Annotated in this window: 22 protein-coding genes and 1 pseudogene; 8 read left to right on the top strand and 15 right to left on the bottom strand. The window is 34.3% G+C overall.

The features are described 5' to 3' along the window. Positions 1 to 20: 20 nt before the first annotated feature. Complete coding sequence (locus QRY57_RS12865; RefSeq protein ID WP_286017641.1) at positions 21 to 2,498, bottom strand: transglycosylase domain-containing protein; 2,478 nt, start codon at positions 2,496 to 2,498, stop codon at positions 21 to 23. A 1,076-nt stretch (positions 2,499 to 3,574) separates the two neighbouring features. After that, positions 3,575 to 4,228 (bottom strand): DUF6944 family repetitive protein, encoded by a 654-nt coding sequence (locus QRY57_RS12860; RefSeq protein WP_286017640.1) that lies wholly within the window; start codon positions 4,226 to 4,228, stop codon positions 3,575 to 3,577. Between the two features lie 1,360 nt (positions 4,229 to 5,588). On the opposite strand from QRY57_RS12860, the gene QRY57_RS12855 reads away from it, so the two are divergent. The 6 genes and pseudogenes from QRY57_RS12855 (at position 5,589) to QRY57_RS12830 (ending at position 8,883) form a co-directional block, all read left to right on the top strand. Beyond that, positions 5,589 to 6,203: a pesticidal protein gene (locus QRY57_RS12855; protein WP_286017639.1), complete on the top strand. Its 615-nt coding sequence runs from the start codon at positions 5,589 to 5,591 to the stop codon at positions 6,201 to 6,203. A 581-nt stretch (positions 6,204 to 6,784) separates the two neighbouring features. Continuing rightward, the gene (locus QRY57_RS12850) at positions 6,785 to 7,198 is read left to right on the top strand and encodes an excalibur calcium-binding domain-containing protein (RefSeq protein ID WP_286017638.1); all 414 of its coding nucleotides are present in this window, start codon (positions 6,785 to 6,787) and stop codon (positions 7,196 to 7,198) included. 57 nt (positions 7,199 to 7,255) lie between these two features. Beyond that, on the top strand, positions 7,256 to 7,876 hold the full coding sequence (locus QRY57_RS12845; protein ID WP_286017637.1) for a class D sortase: 621 nt from the start codon (positions 7,256 to 7,258) through the stop codon (positions 7,874 to 7,876). Between the two features lie 16 nt (positions 7,877 to 7,892). Next, positions 7,893 to 8,168 (top strand): annotated as a pseudogene (locus tag QRY57_RS12840) (site-specific integrase); the annotation flags it as partial. 59 nt (positions 8,169 to 8,227) lie between these two features. Next, positions 8,228 to 8,542 carry a thioredoxin family protein gene (locus QRY57_RS12835; RefSeq protein ID WP_026594348.1) on the top strand — a complete coding sequence of 105 codons (315 nt, stop codon included), beginning with the start codon at positions 8,228 to 8,230 and terminating at the stop codon, positions 8,540 to 8,542. Between the two features lie 179 nt (positions 8,543 to 8,721). Continuing rightward, positions 8,722 to 8,883, top strand: coding sequence for a DUF4176 domain-containing protein (locus tag QRY57_RS12830; RefSeq protein ID WP_286017854.1), 162 nt, complete (start codon positions 8,722 to 8,724; stop codon positions 8,881 to 8,883). 32 nt (positions 8,884 to 8,915) lie between these two features. Here QRY57_RS12830 and QRY57_RS12825 read toward each other — a convergent pair whose 3' ends face one another. Next, positions 8,916 to 9,575, bottom strand: a complete 660-nt coding sequence (locus QRY57_RS12825) for a hypothetical protein (protein WP_286017635.1) — start codon at positions 9,573 to 9,575, stop codon at positions 8,916 to 8,918. A gap of 342 nt (positions 9,576 to 9,917) precedes the next feature. Between QRY57_RS12825 and QRY57_RS12820 the strand changes: the two genes are divergently transcribed. Next, complete coding sequence (locus tag QRY57_RS12820; RefSeq protein ID WP_286017634.1) at positions 9,918 to 10,799, top strand: cation diffusion facilitator family transporter; 882 nt, start codon at positions 9,918 to 9,920, stop codon at positions 10,797 to 10,799. Here the strand turns inward: QRY57_RS12820 and QRY57_RS12815 are convergent. The 5 genes from QRY57_RS12815 to QRY57_RS12795 all read right to left on the bottom strand — a co-directional run bounded on the left by QRY57_RS12815 (position 10,786) and on the right by QRY57_RS12795 (position 13,557). Then, positions 10,786 to 11,421 (bottom strand): phosphatase PAP2 family protein, encoded by a 636-nt coding sequence (locus QRY57_RS12815; protein ID WP_026594345.1) that lies wholly within the window; start codon positions 11,419 to 11,421, stop codon positions 10,786 to 10,788. The two genes, QRY57_RS12820 and QRY57_RS12815, sit on opposite strands and share 14 nt — an antisense overlap. 82 nt (positions 11,422 to 11,503) lie before the next feature. Then, positions 11,504 to 12,259, bottom strand: coding sequence for a sporulation protein (locus QRY57_RS12810; protein ID WP_208018693.1), 756 nt, complete (start codon positions 12,257 to 12,259; stop codon positions 11,504 to 11,506). Continuing rightward, the gene (locus QRY57_RS12805) at positions 12,241 to 13,062 is read right to left on the bottom strand and encodes a serine/threonine protein kinase (protein ID WP_286017633.1); all 822 of its coding nucleotides are present in this window, start codon (positions 13,060 to 13,062) and stop codon (positions 12,241 to 12,243) included. The genes QRY57_RS12810 and QRY57_RS12805 overlap by 19 nt, the downstream gene beginning before the upstream one ends. After that, positions 13,062 to 13,253 carry a hypothetical protein gene (locus QRY57_RS12800; protein ID WP_081811137.1) on the bottom strand — a complete coding sequence of 64 codons (192 nt, stop codon included), beginning with the start codon at positions 13,251 to 13,253 and terminating at the stop codon, positions 13,062 to 13,064. Before QRY57_RS12800 ends, QRY57_RS12805 begins: the two co-directional genes overlap by 1 nt. A 124-nt stretch (positions 13,254 to 13,377) precedes the next feature. Beyond that, positions 13,378 to 13,557, bottom strand: a complete 180-nt coding sequence (locus QRY57_RS12795; RefSeq protein ID WP_003197525.1) for a YozD family protein — start codon at positions 13,555 to 13,557, stop codon at positions 13,378 to 13,380. 157 nt (positions 13,558 to 13,714) lie between these two features. On the opposite strand from QRY57_RS12795, the gene QRY57_RS12790 reads away from it, so the two are divergent. Then, the gene (locus tag QRY57_RS12790) at positions 13,715 to 13,852 is read left to right on the top strand and encodes a DUF3930 family protein (protein ID WP_081811136.1); all 138 of its coding nucleotides are present in this window, start codon (positions 13,715 to 13,717) and stop codon (positions 13,850 to 13,852) included. Here the strand turns inward: QRY57_RS12790 and QRY57_RS12785 are convergent, their stop codons facing one another. The 7 genes from QRY57_RS12785 to QRY57_RS12755 all read right to left on the bottom strand — a co-directional run bounded on the left by QRY57_RS12785 (position 13,853) and on the right by QRY57_RS12755 (position 20,595). Further along, positions 13,853 to 14,515, bottom strand: coding sequence for a germination protein YodN (locus QRY57_RS12785; RefSeq protein WP_026594342.1), 663 nt, complete (start codon positions 14,513 to 14,515; stop codon positions 13,853 to 13,855). A gap of 167 nt (positions 14,516 to 14,682) precedes the next feature. After that, positions 14,683 to 14,898: a YozE family protein gene (locus tag QRY57_RS12780; protein WP_026594341.1), complete on the bottom strand. Its 216-nt coding sequence runs from the start codon at positions 14,896 to 14,898 to the stop codon at positions 14,683 to 14,685. Between the two features lie 72 nt (positions 14,899 to 14,970). Continuing rightward, positions 14,971 to 15,243 carry a YokU family protein gene (locus QRY57_RS12775; RefSeq protein ID WP_017149664.1) on the bottom strand — a complete coding sequence of 91 codons (273 nt, stop codon included), beginning with the start codon at positions 15,241 to 15,243 and terminating at the stop codon, positions 14,971 to 14,973. Beyond that, the gene (gene kamA, locus QRY57_RS12770) at positions 15,240 to 16,658 is read right to left on the bottom strand and encodes a lysine 2,3-aminomutase (protein WP_090689191.1); all 1,419 of its coding nucleotides are present in this window, start codon (positions 16,656 to 16,658) and stop codon (positions 15,240 to 15,242) included. Before kamA ends, QRY57_RS12775 begins: the two co-directional genes overlap by 4 nt. Before the next feature lie 207 nt (positions 16,659 to 16,865). After that, positions 16,866 to 18,257, bottom strand: coding sequence for a sigma-54 interaction domain-containing protein (locus tag QRY57_RS12765; protein ID WP_090689187.1), 1,392 nt, complete (start codon positions 18,255 to 18,257; stop codon positions 16,866 to 16,868). Between the two features lie 221 nt (positions 18,258 to 18,478). Continuing rightward, on the bottom strand, positions 18,479 to 19,330 hold the full coding sequence (gene ablB, locus QRY57_RS12760; RefSeq protein ID WP_286017632.1) for a putative beta-lysine N-acetyltransferase: 852 nt from the start codon (positions 19,328 to 19,330) through the stop codon (positions 18,479 to 18,481). Next, positions 19,327 to 20,595, bottom strand: coding sequence for a peptidase (locus QRY57_RS12755; protein WP_286017631.1), 1,269 nt, complete (start codon positions 20,593 to 20,595; stop codon positions 19,327 to 19,329). Before QRY57_RS12755 ends, ablB begins: the two co-directional genes overlap by 4 nt. Positions 20,596 to 20,607 lie beyond the last annotated feature (12 nt).

Raw genomic sequence — 20,607 nt, 5'->3', positions numbered from 1 at the left:
AATTTTAACGGGCATTCGATTTATTGACCATCATTTTGATTTGCACTTGTCTCGCCTTGACTATTTCCAGTGCTCGGTGGATTTGTACTCACTTGTCCGTCACCATTTCCGCCACTCGGTGGTGTCGTTCCACCTTGTTGGTTATTTCCGTTTCCATCACTTGGTGGTGTCGTCCCACCTTGGTTATTTCCGTTTCCATTACTTGGTGGTGTCGTTCCACCTTGGTTATTTCCGTTTCCATTACTTGGTGGTGTCGTTCCACCTTGGTTATTTCCGTTTCCATCACTTGGTGGTGTCGTTCCACCTTGGTTATTTCCGTTTCCATTACTTGGTGGAATGGTGTTACCTTGGCCATTCTGATCATTGTTCTCATTTTCTTCATTTTGTTTTTGCTCTTGTTTCTTTTTCTCTTCCTCTATTTGTTGTTTCTGCTGCTCATCATTTTTCTTCTGTCCGCCTGAATTTGAATTTGAGTTTGACGTGCTCGGATTTGGAGAAGAATCTCGTTTTGCACCTTTCACACGTAATTCATCACCTTCTTGAACAACACTACTTGGCATCTTAAAATGTGACGTGTTTGTTCCGAACTTGCTCATCATCTCTTTAAAAATCTGCTGTGCAATTTTCGTATTTTTACTACTTATATAATCTTCAGGACCATTTTTCATATATCCAGTCCACACTGCCATTGTATATTGCGGCGTATAACCAGCAAACCAACTATCGCGTGTCGCACTATCTGGTAGACCATATTTTGCTATATCACCGGGTGAAAAGTTAGTTGTTCCTGTTTTACCTGCAACATCTAAAGAACTTACATTTGCTGCTGTACCTGTGCCAGAACGAACAACAGAACGTAGCATATCTGTTACCATATACGCTGTATAATCTTCCATGACACGTTTTGATTTTGATTCAAAACTTTTTGATTTCCCATCAGGATAAACTACTTTTTTAACAAAATGCGGTTTCGTATATTTACCATCATTACCAAATGCTGCATATGCTCCTGCGATTTCAGTTGGTGACGCCTCGTTGGTTCCAATTGCATCTGCCTCAACTGCCGATTTTTCAAATGGAATACCCAAATTTTCTGCAAAACTTTGCGATTTACTTAAACCAACTTCTTTTGCTGTTTTAATTGCAGGTATATTACGTGATTGTTTAAGCGCCTCACGCATTGTCATCATACCCTTATATGTTCTATCAGCATTTCGAACCTCTTGTCCTGTTGAATATTTATATGGTGAATCATCAAGCTGGTGGTAAGTTGGCCATTTTAAATATTCAATCGCTGGACCATAGTCAAAAATTGGCTTCATTGTTGAACCCACTGAACGATCTAGTTCAATTGCCATATTACGCCCTTTAAATGTCGCTTTATTTTCACCACGTCCACTACCTATAGCACGAACTTCACCTGTCTTCGTGTCCATAAACGTAAACGCACCTTGGAATTGATCATTCGGATAGCTAATAACCTTTTCATTTAAAAGCTTCTCTGCATATTTCTGGGCTTCTTGATCTAATGTTGTGTAAATAGATAATCCATCAGATCCAATATTTGCATCTGGTAATTCATTCTCTACTTCTTTCACAACAGCGTCTATAAATGCTGGATACGGCATTTCTGTAATTTCTTTAGGTGGAAGGAGTCCTTCAGTTACAGGAACCTTTGATGCTTCTTCCATTTCTTTCTTTGAAATGTAGCCATGACGATTCATTAAATGTAATACAACATTTCGACGCTCTGTTGCTCTCGCTACATTTTGCGGTTTTGTTGGGTCATATATACTTGGACCTTTTGGCAATCCTGCAAGCATCGCAACCTCTGGTAAAGTTAAGTCTTTTAACTCTTTTCCATAATAGTTTTCAGCTGCTGTTGCAATACCATAAGAACGATTTCCTAAGTTAATCTTATTTAAATACATTTCTAATATTTCATGTTTCGAATATTGTTGCTCTAACTTATGAGCTAAATATATCTCTTGCACCTTTCGCTTAGGCGTTTTATCCATAGATAAGAAATAGTTTTTAATAACCTGTTGTGTAATTGTACTACCACCTTGCGAGCCATAGTTCCCAGTTAGGCTGACTAAAATCGCACGCGAAGTACCCTTGAAATCAACTCCATTATGATCATAAAAACGTGCATCTTCTGTAGCTAAAAATGCATCTTCTACTAATTTAGGTACTTGCTCATACGTAATATTTGTTCGTTTTTCTTTTCCATATTCATATATCAGGTTTTTATCTTTATCATAGATTTTTGCTGATTGCGCATTAACAAGCTTTGATTTTTCAAGTTTAGGGGCATCCTTAATCATAACGAAAAAAGTTGTTACTCCCCCAATGAGCGCTACGATTCCAAGTATTAAGCATCCAATTAAAAATTTACGAAAAAACGATGTTTTACCTTTCGTTTTTTCTTTATGAGCACTTGGTTGCTTCTTTTGTACTTGTCTTCGCTCCTCTCGAGAACGATAATTTTCTGACATGTTACTTTCTCCTGCCTTTCAATTCTTCCGTTGATTTACACGAAAATAAAACCAACATATTGATTTCACCTCAACAAATAAGCTTAATTTTTAAAAAGTTGTCACTCCAAAACAGGCTCCAAAAACAATATTCATTATTCCCTTAATTTTCGCCCTCTCAACTAATTAGCCGAGTTGAAATAACCACTTTCTCTCTGTCTCTCTAATAATACTTGCATATAACACATAGAATAGAAGAGATTAACTTTCAAATTACTTATTTGCATAAGTTAATTAGAAAATCCTAAACAACAAAATATATGACCTTGTATAAATAATATACTTTTTTTTCATTTGGTCAAACCTCTCTATTGAAATAACTATTACTAGCAGATCAATAGTGAAATAAAAATATCACAACAATATGAATTTCATGTGAACTCACAACAAACTAAGATATTACAAAAAATGGTATTCAGTCGATATTACCATCCTTCATAGAAATACCCACAATATGTTTGTCCATTATTTCTCTTCTCCTTTTGTCATATCATATATAAATATATAGACCGATACTTCTAGAATGAATTGTATATAAGAGAAATCAATCAAAACAAGCGTTTGTTTTACTGGTTCTATCTAATAATTTATCAATTAGTAAATCAAAATAACTTACTACTATACTTACAGTAGTAAGTATCTATACTAAATATTAGTAATATTCAATACAAATATTATCAATTAACTATATAACACAACTATGTTACATTAATATCACGGTTACTATTATCGTTAAATCCTTGCTCCCTTCAAGGATTTAACATACTCTCCTAATTTAATATGTATCATAGAAAAAAGAATCTGTAACAGATTCTTTTTTCTATGATACACCGTTAAGTAAACGACCACTTAAACGACCATAACAGGAAAGCAGAAAAACACACTATAATACCTCCATGATTCTTTCCAATTTCTACAACAATACAGTTCATAAAAACTGACGAAGATTCCCCATTAAAGTCCTTGTCCTATCTTAAAAGAGAAAGAAATATTCCCTTTCACTCATATAAGTTTTTTCAATAATCAAAATTCGCAAATTATTCCTCTGTCATTTGTGTGATTCCAATTGCTGAAATTGCTGTACCAATTGCTTGTATCCAAATACCAATTAGTCCAACTAATCTCTCATCTTCTTTTTCCCGATCATTTTTCTCAACCATTTGTTTTTCTTTCGATAGATTGTGTATACCTTGATATGCTTGTAATCCAGCCCCTAGCGTCTGTAATGAATTCCCCACTACAATCAACCATGGAATTTTGGGTTCTTCATTTAGTGCCACTTCCACCCCTACAAATGCACCAATAGACTGCAGACTATTTCCTGTAATAATAAGATAATCATTCTCTTTTGTTTTCTTGTGTATATTAAAAAAGGTTCCTATTACATTTGAAATATTCCCTAAAATCAGTAATTCAATCCCTGTTTTCTCCAAAGTTTTATTTTTTTCGTGCAATTGGTCCTCTTTACTGAGTTTATCCTCTTCTATGTGTAATCCTTGTTGTTCAGAGGCATCTTTTAACGCTACCAATTGTAGTATATATCCAAGAGCCTGTAATGATCCACCTACAATTACAAGTGGTTCCTCAACATTTTTCTCTCCTATAAACCCCCTCGTAGTTCCAATAGCAGCTATCGTATTTCCTCCTACTTGAAACCATGCTCCTGTAACCGTTAAATTTCTTGAACTCATATTGTTCATCCACCTATATTAGACTCATTTTATTTATCACGGATTCACAAATCATAATATCTTTCAGTAAATCGAAAATATTTCCCTCAATCGTTTGAAGCTCCCAAATCTATATTTTCTCACAAGAAAAATGTCTTCCCTACATTTCCCCATTATATTTTAATACATTTCATTTTGTGCATGAAATGACTTACCTAAACTTCTCTCTTATGTATTCCAAATTAAAAAGAGCACTCAAAAGTGCTCTTTTCGTGATAAGGAGTTTTCAATGAGTATGAAAAAAGCGATTTACGCTTGTCCCATACTTCTATATATGCTTATCCTACTCAAAAGGTGTACGATTTATAGAATTAATAATATACTCTACGTAGGAACTAGATTTTGAACCACCTAATATTAACAGACTTTTCAAATCCTCTATCTTTTCAAAAAAGTATAGTAGCAACAGATCCGTCGAGTGTATCTCAACTTTCGTTAATCCTACCACCAATCTTCCATGACTGAGAGAATCCTTACATTTTATTTACCCATAACATATACTTGTTTCCTTAAAATAGATATTGCATTAATACAGTAGATAACCCATTAAGTTACTTTCTCCATCCCCATGAACCAAGCCGTTAGCGTTTGCTAGTTGCCCTTTTATTGGTAACAATTACCGTTGTATCTAATCAGGTTACAGTTTATCATGTAATAGCTCGATAAAAACGAGTAGTTATACCCATCGCCCTAGGAAGCTAGGGCCTTGTTTTTTTCTACAAAATGAAATTGATGTTTAGGATTCTTTTTCTCCATTACCATCTAGTCATTCGCGATTCTCACGTAAATTCACCTCTCATTTGCTCCTTCCATTCAAATAACTATTTTGTTTCAATTTATACATAGTTTATATATAATTCAGACACATTTAACATGATAAGCTTTTGAAAATTAATGGTATGATTAATTTGTTGAAAACGACACGTTTCGACAAATACAAAATAACCTTCCTTACCTCTGAATCCCTGCCCCCTGTTCCGCAGGGATTCTTATAATTTACGGTTTCTTCTCAGGTTACATTTTGTTAAGTCTTTACTATTTTTATAAATTCGTTTTTTACCTCTTACCTTTGCTTAGAAGCATTTGTTTAGTTTGCAGTTTTGTTTGCAAACTTGTTAGCACTTTTTTATATTTCTTCTGCAAAAAACCTCCATTGTATTTCTTCTATTACTCATCACTCCCACTGCCATTATGACGCAAATCATCAATTAAATTATGGGATTTTTAAAATTTAATATCCTTTTAAAACAAAAAATAGTTATATATTGGAATTCCCATCATATATCTGTCTTATGTTCTATATAGAAGGGACTGTTGAAAAATGGGGAATAATCACTTTCATAATGTGTTTGCTGTGAAACAAGAACATTTGGGACAAGTTCTTAAATTAAAGAAATTCTTTGAAGAATTAGATATGGATTTTAATGATTTCGCTGATCCTCGCACTCTAGTCAATGTGCTAGAATCAAATCGTGATATAAACTTTTTGGATTCGTCACAGGAAGCAATCATCGGCGGAGAAGCACTTCAAATTTCAGAATTGATTGAGAAAATTAGCAATCTGATTACTAAAGATATATTAGCATTTCCTACTTATCGTTGGGGAGAAAATATAAACCAAGATATTGTGAGTCAGGTGAACGATGCTATTACTAACATGTTTATTAATTTAAATAAACAAGATGCTGAACCATGGATCTTCTGGTATAACAATGGGAGTGTTTTTCCAAGATATACTTATAATATTTTAATCGCTATAGATACTCAGGAAAAAGACTATCTTACAGACGTTTTAGCCTGTAGTTTTGATGTTTTGGTTGTAAAAAAAACGAAACAGGAAGTTTGTTCTTTCACAGTTAATGATAGTGCACAATGCCTTATAATGATGAAACATATGCTTGTTGGGATAAAATTTGAAGATGTTTACCCCTCATAACCCCCGCCCCTTTACCTATAAGTAAAGGGGCGGTTATTTTTTGCTACACTCTTATATACTTTGAATCACATAAACCTTTGTGAAGATTGATGTTCGTTCCTGAAATCCAAACAACACCTGATGCTTTGTAAACTTTATCGATTTTACATACATCATCTCGTAGCCAATTGTTCCCAGCAATCTTATACCAAAAAGTAAGAGCCATCATGATGCCAAATTAGGTAAACATGGTTACTTCTCTTTAAGACTTGTCTCATAACAGCTGCAGCTAACGATGAATTTTCGCGAACATCAACAACTTCTATTGTTATACTACCTAAATTGTTATTTTCCCAATCACAGGTACATGCCCTCTCTCCGTGTACTTTCAAATATTACAAGGGTAATTCGGTTTACGTGAAGTGTGGTCTTTTTTCTTTATTTCAGCATAGGGGAATATTCGTTCTAAAGATAATAAAAGAAATTCTCTCTATGTTAAAATAGGAAAATATTACATTTTAAATTAATTTATATTGTCTTTCCGATTTTTAAAATGTAAAATATTTAATATAAATACATAATTTAGGTAAAGGGAGACATATATGAAAAAGCTATTAGTTTCAGCAACAGCATTCACACTTTTAACTGTCGGGTATAACTCATCTGTATTTGCAGCTCAGAACCCAAATGACAAAGATTGCGGTCAATTCAAAAATAATCAAGAAGTAATGGAGTTTTGGCACAGTAATGGGTATAACGCGAATAACGATCCCCATGATTTAGATCGTGATAATGATGGATTACCTTGTGAAGTAAACAAAGAGGAATATGATCGATTTATGGCTAGCAAACAAACTCCAATAAAAAAAGAAACAAACAATAACGAAGTTACAAAAAAACAAGCTGAGAAATTACCAAATACAGCTTCTAATAATATGACAATGATGCTTGTAAGTGCTGGTCTAATATTATTAGGTTCAATTTTTGTATTCCGTCGTAAAAAGACGGATGCATAGAATAATACCTAAAAAAGACAGGGATATTCCTGTCTTTTTTAATATGGAGTGATACATTTGAAAAAGCTTGAATGGTTCGGTGTATTATTGATTACTATTGGCTCTTTTTCTTTCGTTTATTACTTTATTACTTGGTATGATTCAACAAAAACTGTTGAAACTTTAACAGGTACTGAGATTAAGAAGTATCAAAGTATAAACAACCTAACTGATCATAAGCAAACATTACTAGAACCCGAGAAACAATTTCCATCTTCTCAAGTGCAACACCAACAAGGAGAACAAATCGCATATATGGTAATCCCGAAAATCAAACGAAAATATCAAGTTTACTGGGGTGCTGATGACAAAACATTGAAAAAAGGCGTTGGAATGTTCGTTAGTGACATTACATCAACCCCTTCTGGAAATGGACATACTGTACTAAGTGGTCATCGGGATACAGTATTTACCGATTTAGGAGATTTACAAGAAAATGATTATATTTTACTTGAATACGATAACAAGATATACGCTTATCAAATTCGGAAACACTGGATTACCGACGCCAATGATATGAGTGTAATCGTTGCAAAAGATAAACCAACACTTACATTAACCACATGTTATCCATTCAACTATATTGGGGATGCTCCTAATCGATACATAATTGAATCATCTTTGGTTGCTGTTCAATAATTCGGAAAAACATAAAAACGGTAACCCCTGCAATTTCAGAAGTTTGACACAGCTCTGGAAAAAGATTATAAAGAAAAGTGAGGTTCCTTATATTCGGTTCCATGATCTGAGACATACTCATGCAACTATCATGTTGAAACAAGGAATTCATCCGAAATTTGTAAGTGAACGATTAGGACACAAAATAGTTGGCATCACATTGAACACCTACTTGCATGTTGTACCGGGACTTCAAGAAACTGCGGTGGATCAATTTGCAAACGAATTATTCGGAAAGAAAAACGTTTGTTAAAAGCAAAAACACCACCTGAATTATTCCAAATACAAAAAATGAAAAAGGAGCAACAAAACATGAAAGAAATCAAGAGTGAAAAGGAATTCAAAGACATTATCGCAAGCGAGGAGCCAGTAGTTGTTAAGTTCTTTACTACATGGTGCCCAGATTGTGTACGTATGGACAACTTTATCGGGGATGTAATGGAAGAGTTCAATAAATTTGAATGGTATTCTATAAATAAAGATGAATTCCCAAGTATTGCAGAAGAGTATCAAGTAATGGGAATTCCTAGCTTATTAGTGTATCAAAATGGTGAAAAACTTGGTCATTTACATAGTGCAAATGCAAAAACAGAAGAGCAAGTTACTGAGTTTTTAGAAGCATACTAATTCAAACAAACTATTTAGGTAATAAAATGAAACTTTAATCAGTGGGGCATCACCTCCCACTGATTATTAGTTGAACGAATCATGCTTTTACTGGCCGTTTTATTCCCTACCTTACTACTTTGCTTTCGTTGCATTTTAAGGCAGGGTCTTATAATGCGGGATAAACAACATTTCCTTAGATAGGCAGAAAACAACAACAATCTAATCGGAAAAATCGGGATTATGTCGGTTGTCTTTACCCTTATGGTAACCTTTCAAAAGATTATAATATTTTTTTCGATCATATACAAATTGAAGAAGTTTTATTTACTGGATATGAAAATGAAGAAGAACTCATATAAATTTTTAAAGAGGACGCAAAGGTGCGTCCTCTTTAATTTATCTTTCTACCGAAAAATGTAAAAACAAAAACATCTTTTGTCCATTTTTCCTTCCCATACATATATAATACAAACCCACTAATACTGGTTAATACAACAAGGACAGAAAAGTATATCCAATTTTTGTTGTTTTCACTCTTTAATCTATCTATAATTTGTTCCTTAGTATTTCCAATATAAACAGATTTCCCATATCTATTAGGTAATTCTTTTATTATTTTTCCATCTACTGACCCAAGCACAACTACATTTTCTTTATTTTCTACTGCTCTAAATGAATAAAAACGTTTTTTTCCATCTGCTAACTTTGTAGCATTCGCCTGAATATCATTTATTCTTGTTGAAATTACATTCTGACTATTTAATTCTATAAAGGGTGTTTCAAGAGACACATTTTCTTTATTTATTAATTTTAATTCTTTATTTCCAATATGTATTGGTTCATTATAAAAAGCTGTCACTTGACCTTTACTCCATAAAGAACGATTTGGTGCAGAAGTCTGTGTATAGTATGTCGTTTTTTTCTTTTGAATACGATTCACTACCGCATACCCATCAACAAGTAACGTTTCATCTCCTGTTACATGTTCAGAATATATCTTCCCTCTTACAAAGTAAATACCATCTGCAACTTCTTTATCACTTGAAATCATCTTGAAATCACCGAGTTCGTCCCAGAGTAAAAAACTATTTAAACTCTTATACCCATAAAAAACACATACAATTAATAAAATTGTAAACAATACCCCTATTTTAACTGTTGCCTTTTTATTCACTAATTGCTATTCCCCCATATATTACTAATATTCTCATCATTAATTATAATCAGAAATATTTTTGATGTATATATATTAATCTTTTTGCCCTAAGCTAACTTTGTTATCCCCTACTTAAAAAGCTATAAAGCGTCAACAATGTTTGTATAGACCCACACGAGTTCCGTTTGATACTCTATTACTAGAAAGAAATTCCTAACAGAAAGGTGAGTGATCGTTATGAATTCACTTTCTAATAAAGAAGCTGATAAAGGAGCCATTGTCAGCATTATTGCCTACATATTTTTAGCGTCACTAAAAATCGCAATTAGCTATATTGCTCTTTCCAGTGCATTACGTGCAGACGGTTTAAATAATTTAACAGATATCGGTGCTTCTATAGCTGTATTAATCGGTTTAAAAATTTCTCGAAAACCTCGTGATCCAGATCATCCATATGGTCATTCTCGTGCAGAACAAATTGCTTCACTTGTCGCCTCCTTTATTATGGCAACGGTCGGACTTGAAGTTATCGTAAGTGCAATTCAATCGTTTTTCACTCCACAGAAAACGGCGCCTAATGTACTTGCAGCTTGGGTTGCCTTATTTTGTGCTGTCGTCATGTACATTGTGTATAAATATAATAATAAAATTGCGCAGCGCACAAAAAGTAAAGCACTAGAAGCCGCAGCAAAAGATAATTTATCCGATGCTCTCGTTAGTATAGGTACAGTTGTCGGTATTGTAGCATCACAGTTCGACATGCCTATCCTCGATCCAATTGCAGCCTTAATTGTCGGCTTTATTATTTGTAAAACTGCGTGGGATATTTTTACAGAAGCCTCTCATATGTTAACCGATGGCATCGATCCGGATAAAATGGAAGAATATTCACATGCTGTCAAGCTCGTTTCTGGTGTTGAAAATATTGTTGATATTCGTGCACGTATGTATGGGAACCAAACGTATGTGGATATTACGATTGAAGTAGATGCTCATATGGACGTGAGTAAAAGCCATCATATTACCGATGAAATTGAAGAAATGTTAGAAGAAAGATTTGGAATTTTATACACTCATATTCATGTAGAACCTACGCAAAAAGAACCTATGATGACATAGGTTCTTTTTTGATGAATGTTTGGTGAAACATAATACATAAAATGAGCCAACTTCCCCCCGCTGCCCAACCCGCTAATATATCGGATGGATAATGAACACCAAGATATACGCGGCTAACAGAAATAGAAAATATAACGAAACATGTAATTAAAATAATTAACAACTTTCTATGCAATGTAATACGATGTTCCGTGATTGTTACATAAGCGATAAATCCTAGAAATGCTGTAGCATTCATCGAGTGGCCACTTGGAAAGCTATATCCTGTAGCTGTAACAAGCTGCGATACATCTGGTCTTGGTCGTTCGTACCATAATTTTAAAAGGTTGTTAAGATAACGAGATCCATAATAATTAACGATTAAAAATAACGCACCTAACAACTTTTTTCGAATAAGAAAGTACATTACAACTATGATTAATAATGGGAAATATATTTTCTTTGAACCAATATAAGACATCCAGGTGAAATAAGCTGTCAAATACTCGTTCCGAAAACTTTGAATAAATTTGGAAATAACATCATCAAATTTTTCAATGCAAGCGGTATGATACGAAAGTGATAATCCGACAAAACAAATGAGAAACACAATTAACAAGTATACATGTCGATATCGTTTCACATACATAACCTCACTATATAAAAATAAGAAATGGAGCGGTTGTTTTAGTTTTCCTCTCCATTTCTTTTTTATGCATCTTTTATTAAGAAATATAACTGTTAATTTTTTGCTGCATAGCTGGGATATCTTCACGCGTTACAGTAAAACGAACGACTCTTTCATCTAAGTCTAATGCTTCTGAAAATAGTCCTGCTAGCCCACGGGCTTTTCTGTCTACTTCCATAACAATATCTAATCGATCATAGGCACGTGGTAGAATTAATAATTCCAATTCATCCAACTTTCCATAATACTGTCCTGAAACTGGAATGAACTCAAATTCTTGTGCAAATGGAATATTGGTACGTAATCGGTGTGGCAATTCTTCACATTCTGCTTGACGAAGCCTGAATCCTAATTGTTTTGCGCTATCTAACACACTGTTAAATAATGCATTCGGTAACACCTGAATGTAATCGCGATCACTCGGATCAATACTTCGCTTAATATCAAGACCTGTATGAACCCAAACATTTTTCATCCCAAATGTAAGCGGCGCTTCAATTGGCATTGGGAATGAAAATGGAATTTCTACTTTTTCATTTGGAGATATCGTAATCGGATCGGTTAAACGTACTCGTTCTAAATCGAATGTAGCGCTTACTTTTTTATCATCTACTTCTCGTATATACGACGTCGTTAATGTTAAGTAAATGCTTTCAATTTGTTGACTAACTGCTCCACCTGTAATGTGAACTACACCTACAATTTCTTCTCCTACTAAATATTCTTCTTTTTCAAGAACTGTATCTACTTTCGCGCTTCCTACTCCAACGCTCGCTAAAAATTTTTGAAACATGTATCTCCCATCCTTTCTAATACATGGCGTACATCTTCTCTAACTTCTTGTATATTTTCATAATAAGGAGACTTCATCCGCAACATTCGCATAATAATTTCACAGTTTTCTTTCATTATCTGCAACTCTTCATACCATGGCCTTTCTTCTTCTACAGTAGATTCATAGCCAGAGTATAATAAAAATAATGTAAAGTGACCTAGTGCATAAAAATCACTACGATAATGAACCTCTCGCATATAGGCTTGTTCTCCTTCATAGGTAGATGCCCGTTCATCGATTTCTTCTATAAATTTAGCTAATCCAAAATCGATAATGCTGATTTGTCCCTCTTTCATTAAAATGTTTGGAATTCGTAAGTCTCGATGAATAATACCTTTACTATGAAAATAAGAAACAATCTCAAGTACCTTATATAAAATATGAAAAGCTTCTTGCTCTTCATATACATGTCCATCTCTAAAAATGAAATCTTCGAAATTCTTACCCGACATGTACTCCATTACAAAAAACGGCTGTTTTTTCCATATAAAACTATCATATAAGCTCGGTATTGCCGGATGATTTAACTGCTCTAAAATTGTTTGCTCTTGCGCAAACGACCTTCTACCTGACTTATACCTTTGCTTACTTTGTCTTAATTGTTTTAAAACTTTTTTCTCTTTCGTTTCTAAATCATAAACGATATATGTAAAACCATAGCTACCCATTCCAATTACTGATTCAATTTTATAGCGTTGCGAGACAATTGTATCATTGTGCAGCGGCCTATCAAACCAAGCAAGTATATCACGCCACTTCATCAACTACTTGAAAAAAAGCTACGACTTTTGTGTTTTCTTTTATAATGCTGATGTCCATAGCCATGGGGATTTCTCCTCTTATTATAATCGCTACTTGAATACGAGCGACCTCTATGACGATAATCACTACTTGAGTAGGAACGATGTCTATTCTTCTTTCCTAGTAAAGAATCAATAATTTTTTTGAACATCCCTTCACCTCTTGTTTAAAATTTTCTTTTTATTATACCAATAATAATCTTTTATATTTGTGACAAGTTTGTAAAGAAATGATTTTGAAGTGTAAAAAACGACGAGTTTTTCCCGTCGTTACTTTCACCCTTCATCCTCATCAAACACTTCATCAATCATACATTTTTCTAGTAAATACTCAAATGTAATATCAGCGAGATCTTCAATCTCTTCTCGCTTTGGTACATACCCTCTCTCTATTAGTTGCTCATAAAAAAACTCCGCAATTTCTTCCGTATCAATTACGACCTCAATTTCCTTCATGAGCATCACTCCTTTATTTCTGTTTTATGAAGGAATTTCAAAATTATGTATACGAGATTAGAAAAATAGATTTTCTTTTCCATATCATATTTGTCAGTCATATTGACTCGTCTTACAGCATACGATGTAGTACAAGCTATTTGAAGGGGGAAATAAAATGGAACAAAGAAAAGAAGAGTTCATGCATGAAGATAAATGGGCAGACTCTGTCATCAAAGGGCTTATTATTTTTTTAACAATTGTAGGTATACCTTACACAGCTTATATTTTTGTTCAGTTCCTTCTTGCTTTCTAGTTATTTTTTCTCTGTTAATTTAACTAAATAATTATGAACGACATCCATTACAATTTTATATTCTTCATCTTGAAATGTTTCATATAATAATTGATAGTCATTATAAATATCTAATAATCCATCAATAATTTCTTGTCTGCTCGTTTTAATACTTACCTTTTTGGAATTATTGATTGACTTCAATTTTCCAAGATCTAATTTATTCATCCCTGCTTTATCTTGTTTCATTTTTTTCAAGATGGCATTAGCCGTTTGTGCATTCGCAAGCAATGTTAAATCTGATTCATCAGCCTCTAACCACTCACCATCTGTGATTCTCGATAATTCATATATTGTATCTTCCCATGCATCATTTTTATATCGCCACACTTCTGTACGAAATCCAACGATACGAAAGACATCTTTATCATAACCCGTAACTTGCACAAGATCACCGAACGTAAAATGATATCGTAATTCAATCCATTCTGTTTCACCTTTTTTCATTTCTTGTTCCGTGACATGTTGAAGTGTTTGTTCCACATAATATCCATCATGATTATTAACTTCATATACATAAACGCCATCTAACATTTTCATATTTGTGATTTTACCAACAGTTCCATATAGTGTAATCACGACTATATCTCCTACATTATATTTAGGTTGTTTTTTTCTTGCCATTTATATCTCTCCTTTTTAAAGTCGTGATTTTTGATAACAGTATATGCAAACGATTAAAAAACGCTTATCACATGAGCTTATATTCAAAAATTTTTCCAATAAAAAATACATCACTTTTTATAGAGTGATGTACCAGTGTAGATATATTTGTAGTATATGTTTGCTCGTTATCTTTCTTGTATGTATAGCTCCCATGCTTCATCAAAAATAGACATACTATCCAGTAATCCACTTAATTCTAAATACGAACTAATTTCATCGTAATCTTCTGATTGCTTCGGAAAACTTAAATCGTCATACATAGCTTCAGCAAAATCCGATATTTCATTTTTGATTAAAGACGCACGATGCTTCATCATATAGTGATAAAATGACTTTTTCAAAAATATTCCCTACCTTTCTAACTTGGATACATTATACAAGCGGAAAAAGAAAAAAACCAGCATAATTGCTGGTTAAAAGTCAAAATAATTTCTTTTTAGTAGACGTGGGCGCTCCATTAACTCTTCATATGTTAATTGTTTTGGTAAATCTTTTGTATAAATTAAAAACAACTGATCTTCTATTTCTTTTACAACATGATCAGGCTGATAGTCCATTCCACATGATGAGCAAGAAATACATGGTGTCTTTTGAATTTCAATGGCTTTTGTACCATCTGGCAATTCCCAATATACAGTATTCAGACTTTCTTTCGCCTCTGTACTGTCACACCACATACAATTCATACTGCGTCACCCTCAGCTTCTGTATTTTCTTCTAATTTCGCCATTTGAGCTTGGTATTTTTTATCTTTTAACTGATCACGCTTATCACGTTTATCCTTTAAGGAAGAATGTGTTTCATTTGTTTCATAGTCTTTGCGGCGATTCATACGTTGCAAATCATCCGGAACAAGATTGAATTTCTTATCACTCATCAACCCTGCTACACCGATATCAGAGCGTTTTTCTTCATAAGTTGGATAAATCTCTTTAAAATAACCTTCAGCTCTTCCTGGCACATAATTTTCTGGTTCTGGATACGTTGTAATAACACCTTCAAAGTTACGAAGAACAACCTTATCCGCACTTTGTGAAATTAAATAATTTGGCTGAAGCGCAATTTTTCCGCCTCCACCTGGGGCATCGACAACGAATGTTGGCACTGCATAACCAGATGTATGTCCACGTAGTCCCTCAATAATTTCTAACCCTTTGGAAACCGGTGCACGGAAGTGACCAATACCTTCTGATAAATCACATTGATAAATATAATACGGACGAACACGAATTTTAACTAAATCATGCATCAGCTTTTTCATAATTGGTACACTGTCGTTAATTCCTGCTAAAATTACCGCTTGGTTTCCAATTGGCACACCAGCATTTGCGAGCATTTCACATGCTAGTTTTGATTCTTCCGTAATTTCAATAGAAGTATTAAAATGTGTATTTAACCATACTGGGTGATATTTTTTAATAATGTTACATAGATTTTCTGTAATACGTTGTGGGAATACAACTGGTGCTCTCGTTCCAATACGGATAATTTCCACATGAGGAATTGCTCGTAAGTTCTTTAATACGTATTCTAAAATTTTATCATTAATAAGAAGACCGTCACCACCAGAGATTAAAACATCACGCACTTGTGGTGTTTCACGAATATAAGCAATAGCATCATCTAATTGTTTTTTCGGAACACCCATTCCAATTTGTCCACTAAAACGACGACGTGTACAATAACGACAATACATAGAACATTGATTTGTAACTAGAAATAACACGCGGTCTGGATAGCGATGTGTTAAGCCTGGAACTGGTGAATCTTCATCTTCATGAAGCGGATCTTCTAAATCATACTTTGTTTTATATAATTCTTCCGAAATCGGTACAGATTGCATCCGAATCGGACAGCGTGGATCATCAGGATTCATAAGAGAAGCATAGTACGGTGTAATATTTAACGGAATTGTTTTCGTTGAAATTTTAACACCTTCTTCTTCTTCTGGTGTCAAATTAATCACTTTCTTTAAATCATCTAACGTTTTGATCGTATTCGTTAATTGCCAAACCCAATCATTCCATTGCTCTTCTGTAACATCTTTCCATAATTCGATCTCTTTCCAGTGACGATTTGGTTTGTATACATCATGTAACATTGCTATTCCCCCTTTTTTTACGCTCGCCATTTATATAAGCAATAATTATGCCAACTATACATTTTCAAGAAGTGGTGACGAAAGATACCCTATTATATAAGAAAAAAATATTTTTTTATTTTAAATGGCGCTCGATTCAATACAATATTCGTTACTTTCTGTATATGTAAGCGCTCTTTTTTGGTGCAAACACTCAAAAACCGCCGATTATTCGGCGGTTTTGTCATACTTGTTTAATTTATACTGCAATGTTTGCCTTGGAATACCTAATAGCTTAGCAGCTTGCAAAATATTCCCATCCGTTTCCACTAACGCTCGATCGATTAATTCTTTTTCTGTTTGATGCAGTGCCTCACGTAATGGCAGAATAGACTTCTTCTTTTTCCTTAACTCTACTTCTTTTCGAAATGTTCGGGGTAAACAACTAACTGTTAATGAACCTCCTTCTGCAATAATTACAGCATGTTCAATCGTGTGCTTTAACTCCCTTACATTTCCAGGCCAATGATAGGCTAGTAATCTTTCCTTCGTCTCATTGTCAATATGCAGTACCTCTTTTTTATATTCTTTGTTATAGTCTCTTAAAAAGTAAGACGCTAACAATAATACATCTTCTTTTCGCTCACGAAGCGGTGGAATGTATAACGAAAATACATTTAAACGATAATATAAATCGGTACGAATTTTATTTTCACGCAAACATATCTCTGGCGGCTGATTCATCGCAGTAATGACACGTACATCCACTTTTCTCGTTTTACTATCACCGATGCGACGAATTACTCCATCCTCTAATGCGCGTAGCATTTTCGCCTGCAGATCAAGAGGCATTGAATTTAATTCATCTAAAAATAATGTCCCTCCATCTGCAAGTTCAAATAACCCCGCACGTTCAATAGCTCCAGTATAACTCCCTTTAGTTGTCCCAAATAATAGACTTTCTAGTAATGACTCTGGAAGAGCTGCACAGTTTTGGGCAATAAACGGTTTGTTTTTACGGTTTGAAGCCTCATGAATCGCTTGTACAAATAGTTCTTTTCCTGTTCCTGTTTCTCCGTATATTAAAACATTTGCATTTGTTGGAGCTACCTTTTGCGCTAAATCTTTTGTTTGTTTAAAGCGAAAATCATTCGTCACAATTGTATTAAAAGCAACATGTTTTTTTGTTACCTTCTTCCTAGAAGATCGTTTCATTTTCGATTGCAAATCAACAATTGTATCCGTTAATTTTTGAATCGTTGAGTAATCTTTTGCAATTTCAACAGCACCCGCAATTTTATCTTCTATAAAAATAGGTAATGTGGTATTTACAGTACAGACATCTTCACCATTTAAATTTTGATAACGCTGTACTTGATGTAAAATCGGCTTTTGTGTATCTAGAACTTTCATAAGTGTACTCGTTTCCCTTGATAAAGACGGGAATGCTTCTAATAAATGCTTCCCTAATACATTCTCAATCTTGGACCCATCGTGTTTTGCAGCAACAGTATTATAAAAAATTGTAATACCATTTTCATCCACCGCATGAATCGCTTCATCAATACTGCCCAAAATCGCTTCAATGACTTCTTGTGTCGAAACTGCCAGCAATGTCATCCCTCCTCCTGCTAAAAATTCAGCAAATTACATGCCGAATTTCCGGCACCCCTGTGCGCGATTATAAGCATGACGATTCCGTTCTATTTTTCTATTTATTTCATATTACTACTTTCCCGCCAACAAGAGATAAAGTACAGCTTGAATCAGTGGGTTAATCATCCCCACTGATGATTAACCCGCTCCAATTAGACACTCTGAACTTTCAAGTAAAGAACTTACTACCCATTCATGCGAGATAAATCTTTTACCCATACATTCATATCTTCTAATTTATCAAAAATATAACAATTATTTGCTAGCCTTCCTGTGTATGTATATCCTAGCTGATGAAAAGCTGCATTCATGCCAAATGAAAGTGAACGTGCAATTGTGTAAGAACAAAAGATTGCTCTCTCTTGTAATTCTTCTTCTAACTTAATGAGTAAACTTTTCATAAGTCCATGTTTTCGACATTCCGGTAAAGTTGCACAATTCGTTAATTCTGCATTACCTTCTTTCACATTCATTTCTGCTGAAGCAGTGCTAATAATACGTCCTTCTGATTCATACACATAATAAATTGTATCTTCTTTCATCGTCTGAACAATATAGTCTGCTTCATTTAACGGTGTCGGATAAATTTCAAACACTTTTCCAAACACACTTGCCAATTCTTCTGCGTCTGCCTCTGTCGCTTTTCTTAGGATAAATTTCTCTGGAACTTGCTTCTCCTTTACTTCCTTTTCTCTCACACCATTTATAATATGATCCTCTTCAGCCCACTGAATACTATTTCGTCTTTCATCATCACGATATTTCACGAAAAAGTATGCATCATGCCCTTGAAAATAATGTGGAATTGTCGCTTCTAATAAAAAGCCAAAAGAGAGCCAAGTCGAAACATGCTCTCCCTTTCCTTTTATAATGCATTTAGTGAAAGAATGCTTCTCTGCTAACTCTTCTATTTTTTGCATAAGACTTTCTACATTTCCTGTATAATGCTCTACCCGAATACGTTTATTAAAATAATCTAGCGCTCCTTCTACAGTATAGTAGTTTGTCTGTTCTCTAAATGATTCATAATATTTCATTTTTTCACCTCGCACCAGTCTAGTAATGTGCATGCTATAATTTTTGCTGCGGCAATCATTTTATCCACTTCAATGTATTCATTTGGATAGTGGGCTACCTTTGTCTCTCCTGGTCCAAATATAATAGTTGGGATTTCTGCGATTTGTGTAAACAAACCACCATCTGTCCCCCATGGTGCAGCTTCTACAATTGGATTTCTTCCTTCAATTTGAGCAAAATTATCTTGAAGTGTTGTAATGAGTACATGCTCCTCATCTAATTCACCTGGAACCCATCTTGCCCCAAACCATTCTACCTCTACTGGATATTCTTCGAACCATGGATCTACATTCTTTAATTGCTCTATCCAATTTTCAAATTCTTCTTTTACAGCCTCTATCGTCTCATTCGGTGCAACTCCACATCTTCCTTCTAAAATCAACGAATCTGGTACGGAGCTTGGCCAGCTACCACCTTCAATTTTCCCAACATTGATTGGAACAGGGATTGGAATTTCTTTATATAACGGGTCTGTAATTCGTTCATTTCTTTTCTGTTCTAATTGTCTCAAATGCTCAACAACAAACATGCTTTTTTCAATCGCACTAACTCCTTCATAACGAGTCCCACCATGCGCTGCTTTTCCTTTCACATGCAAGCGAAACCACATTGACCCTTGTTGCTTCGGGAAAAACTTCATATTTGTTGGTTCTGGAATGATAACCCCATCCGCCTTATACCCTCGCAAAATTGTTGCTAAAGTACCTGCTCCACCGCTCTCTTCTTCTATTACACTTTGAAAATAAATATCTCCTTTTAATTCAATACCCAGTTCTATAATTGCCTCCATCGCCAACATAAGAGCCACATTTCCGCCCTTCATATCCGTTGTTCCACGACCGTATATGCGATTCCCTACTTTCTCACCACTATATGGATGGTGTTCCCACTGATTCACATCACCTTCTGGTACAACATCAATGTGTCCATTTAAAATCATTGATTTTCCATCGCCGCTTCCTTTTAGTGTCGCAACGATATTTGGGCTATCTGAAAAATTCGTTCTTGGAGATACAAAATACGGATGATCTTTCATTTTTGTAAAAGAAGGCTCCCAAATATCAAGATCTAAACCTAATTCACGTAGCTTTTCAATGACAATTGCTTGCGCGCCGCTCTCATCTCCAGATACACTTTTTTCTTGAATTAATCGTTTTAAGAACTTTACACTTTCTCCTTCATGACTTTCAATATAATCACACACTTGTTTTTTTAATTGCTCCATATTTGTTAGCTC

The sequence above is a fragment of the Bacillus arachidis genome (genome assembly GCF_030285945.1).
In the GTDB taxonomy this organism is placed as follows: domain Bacteria; phylum Bacillota; class Bacilli; order Bacillales; family Bacillaceae_G; genus Bacillus_A; species Bacillus_A arachidis.
This window is presented reverse-complemented; position numbering and strand designations above follow the sequence as displayed.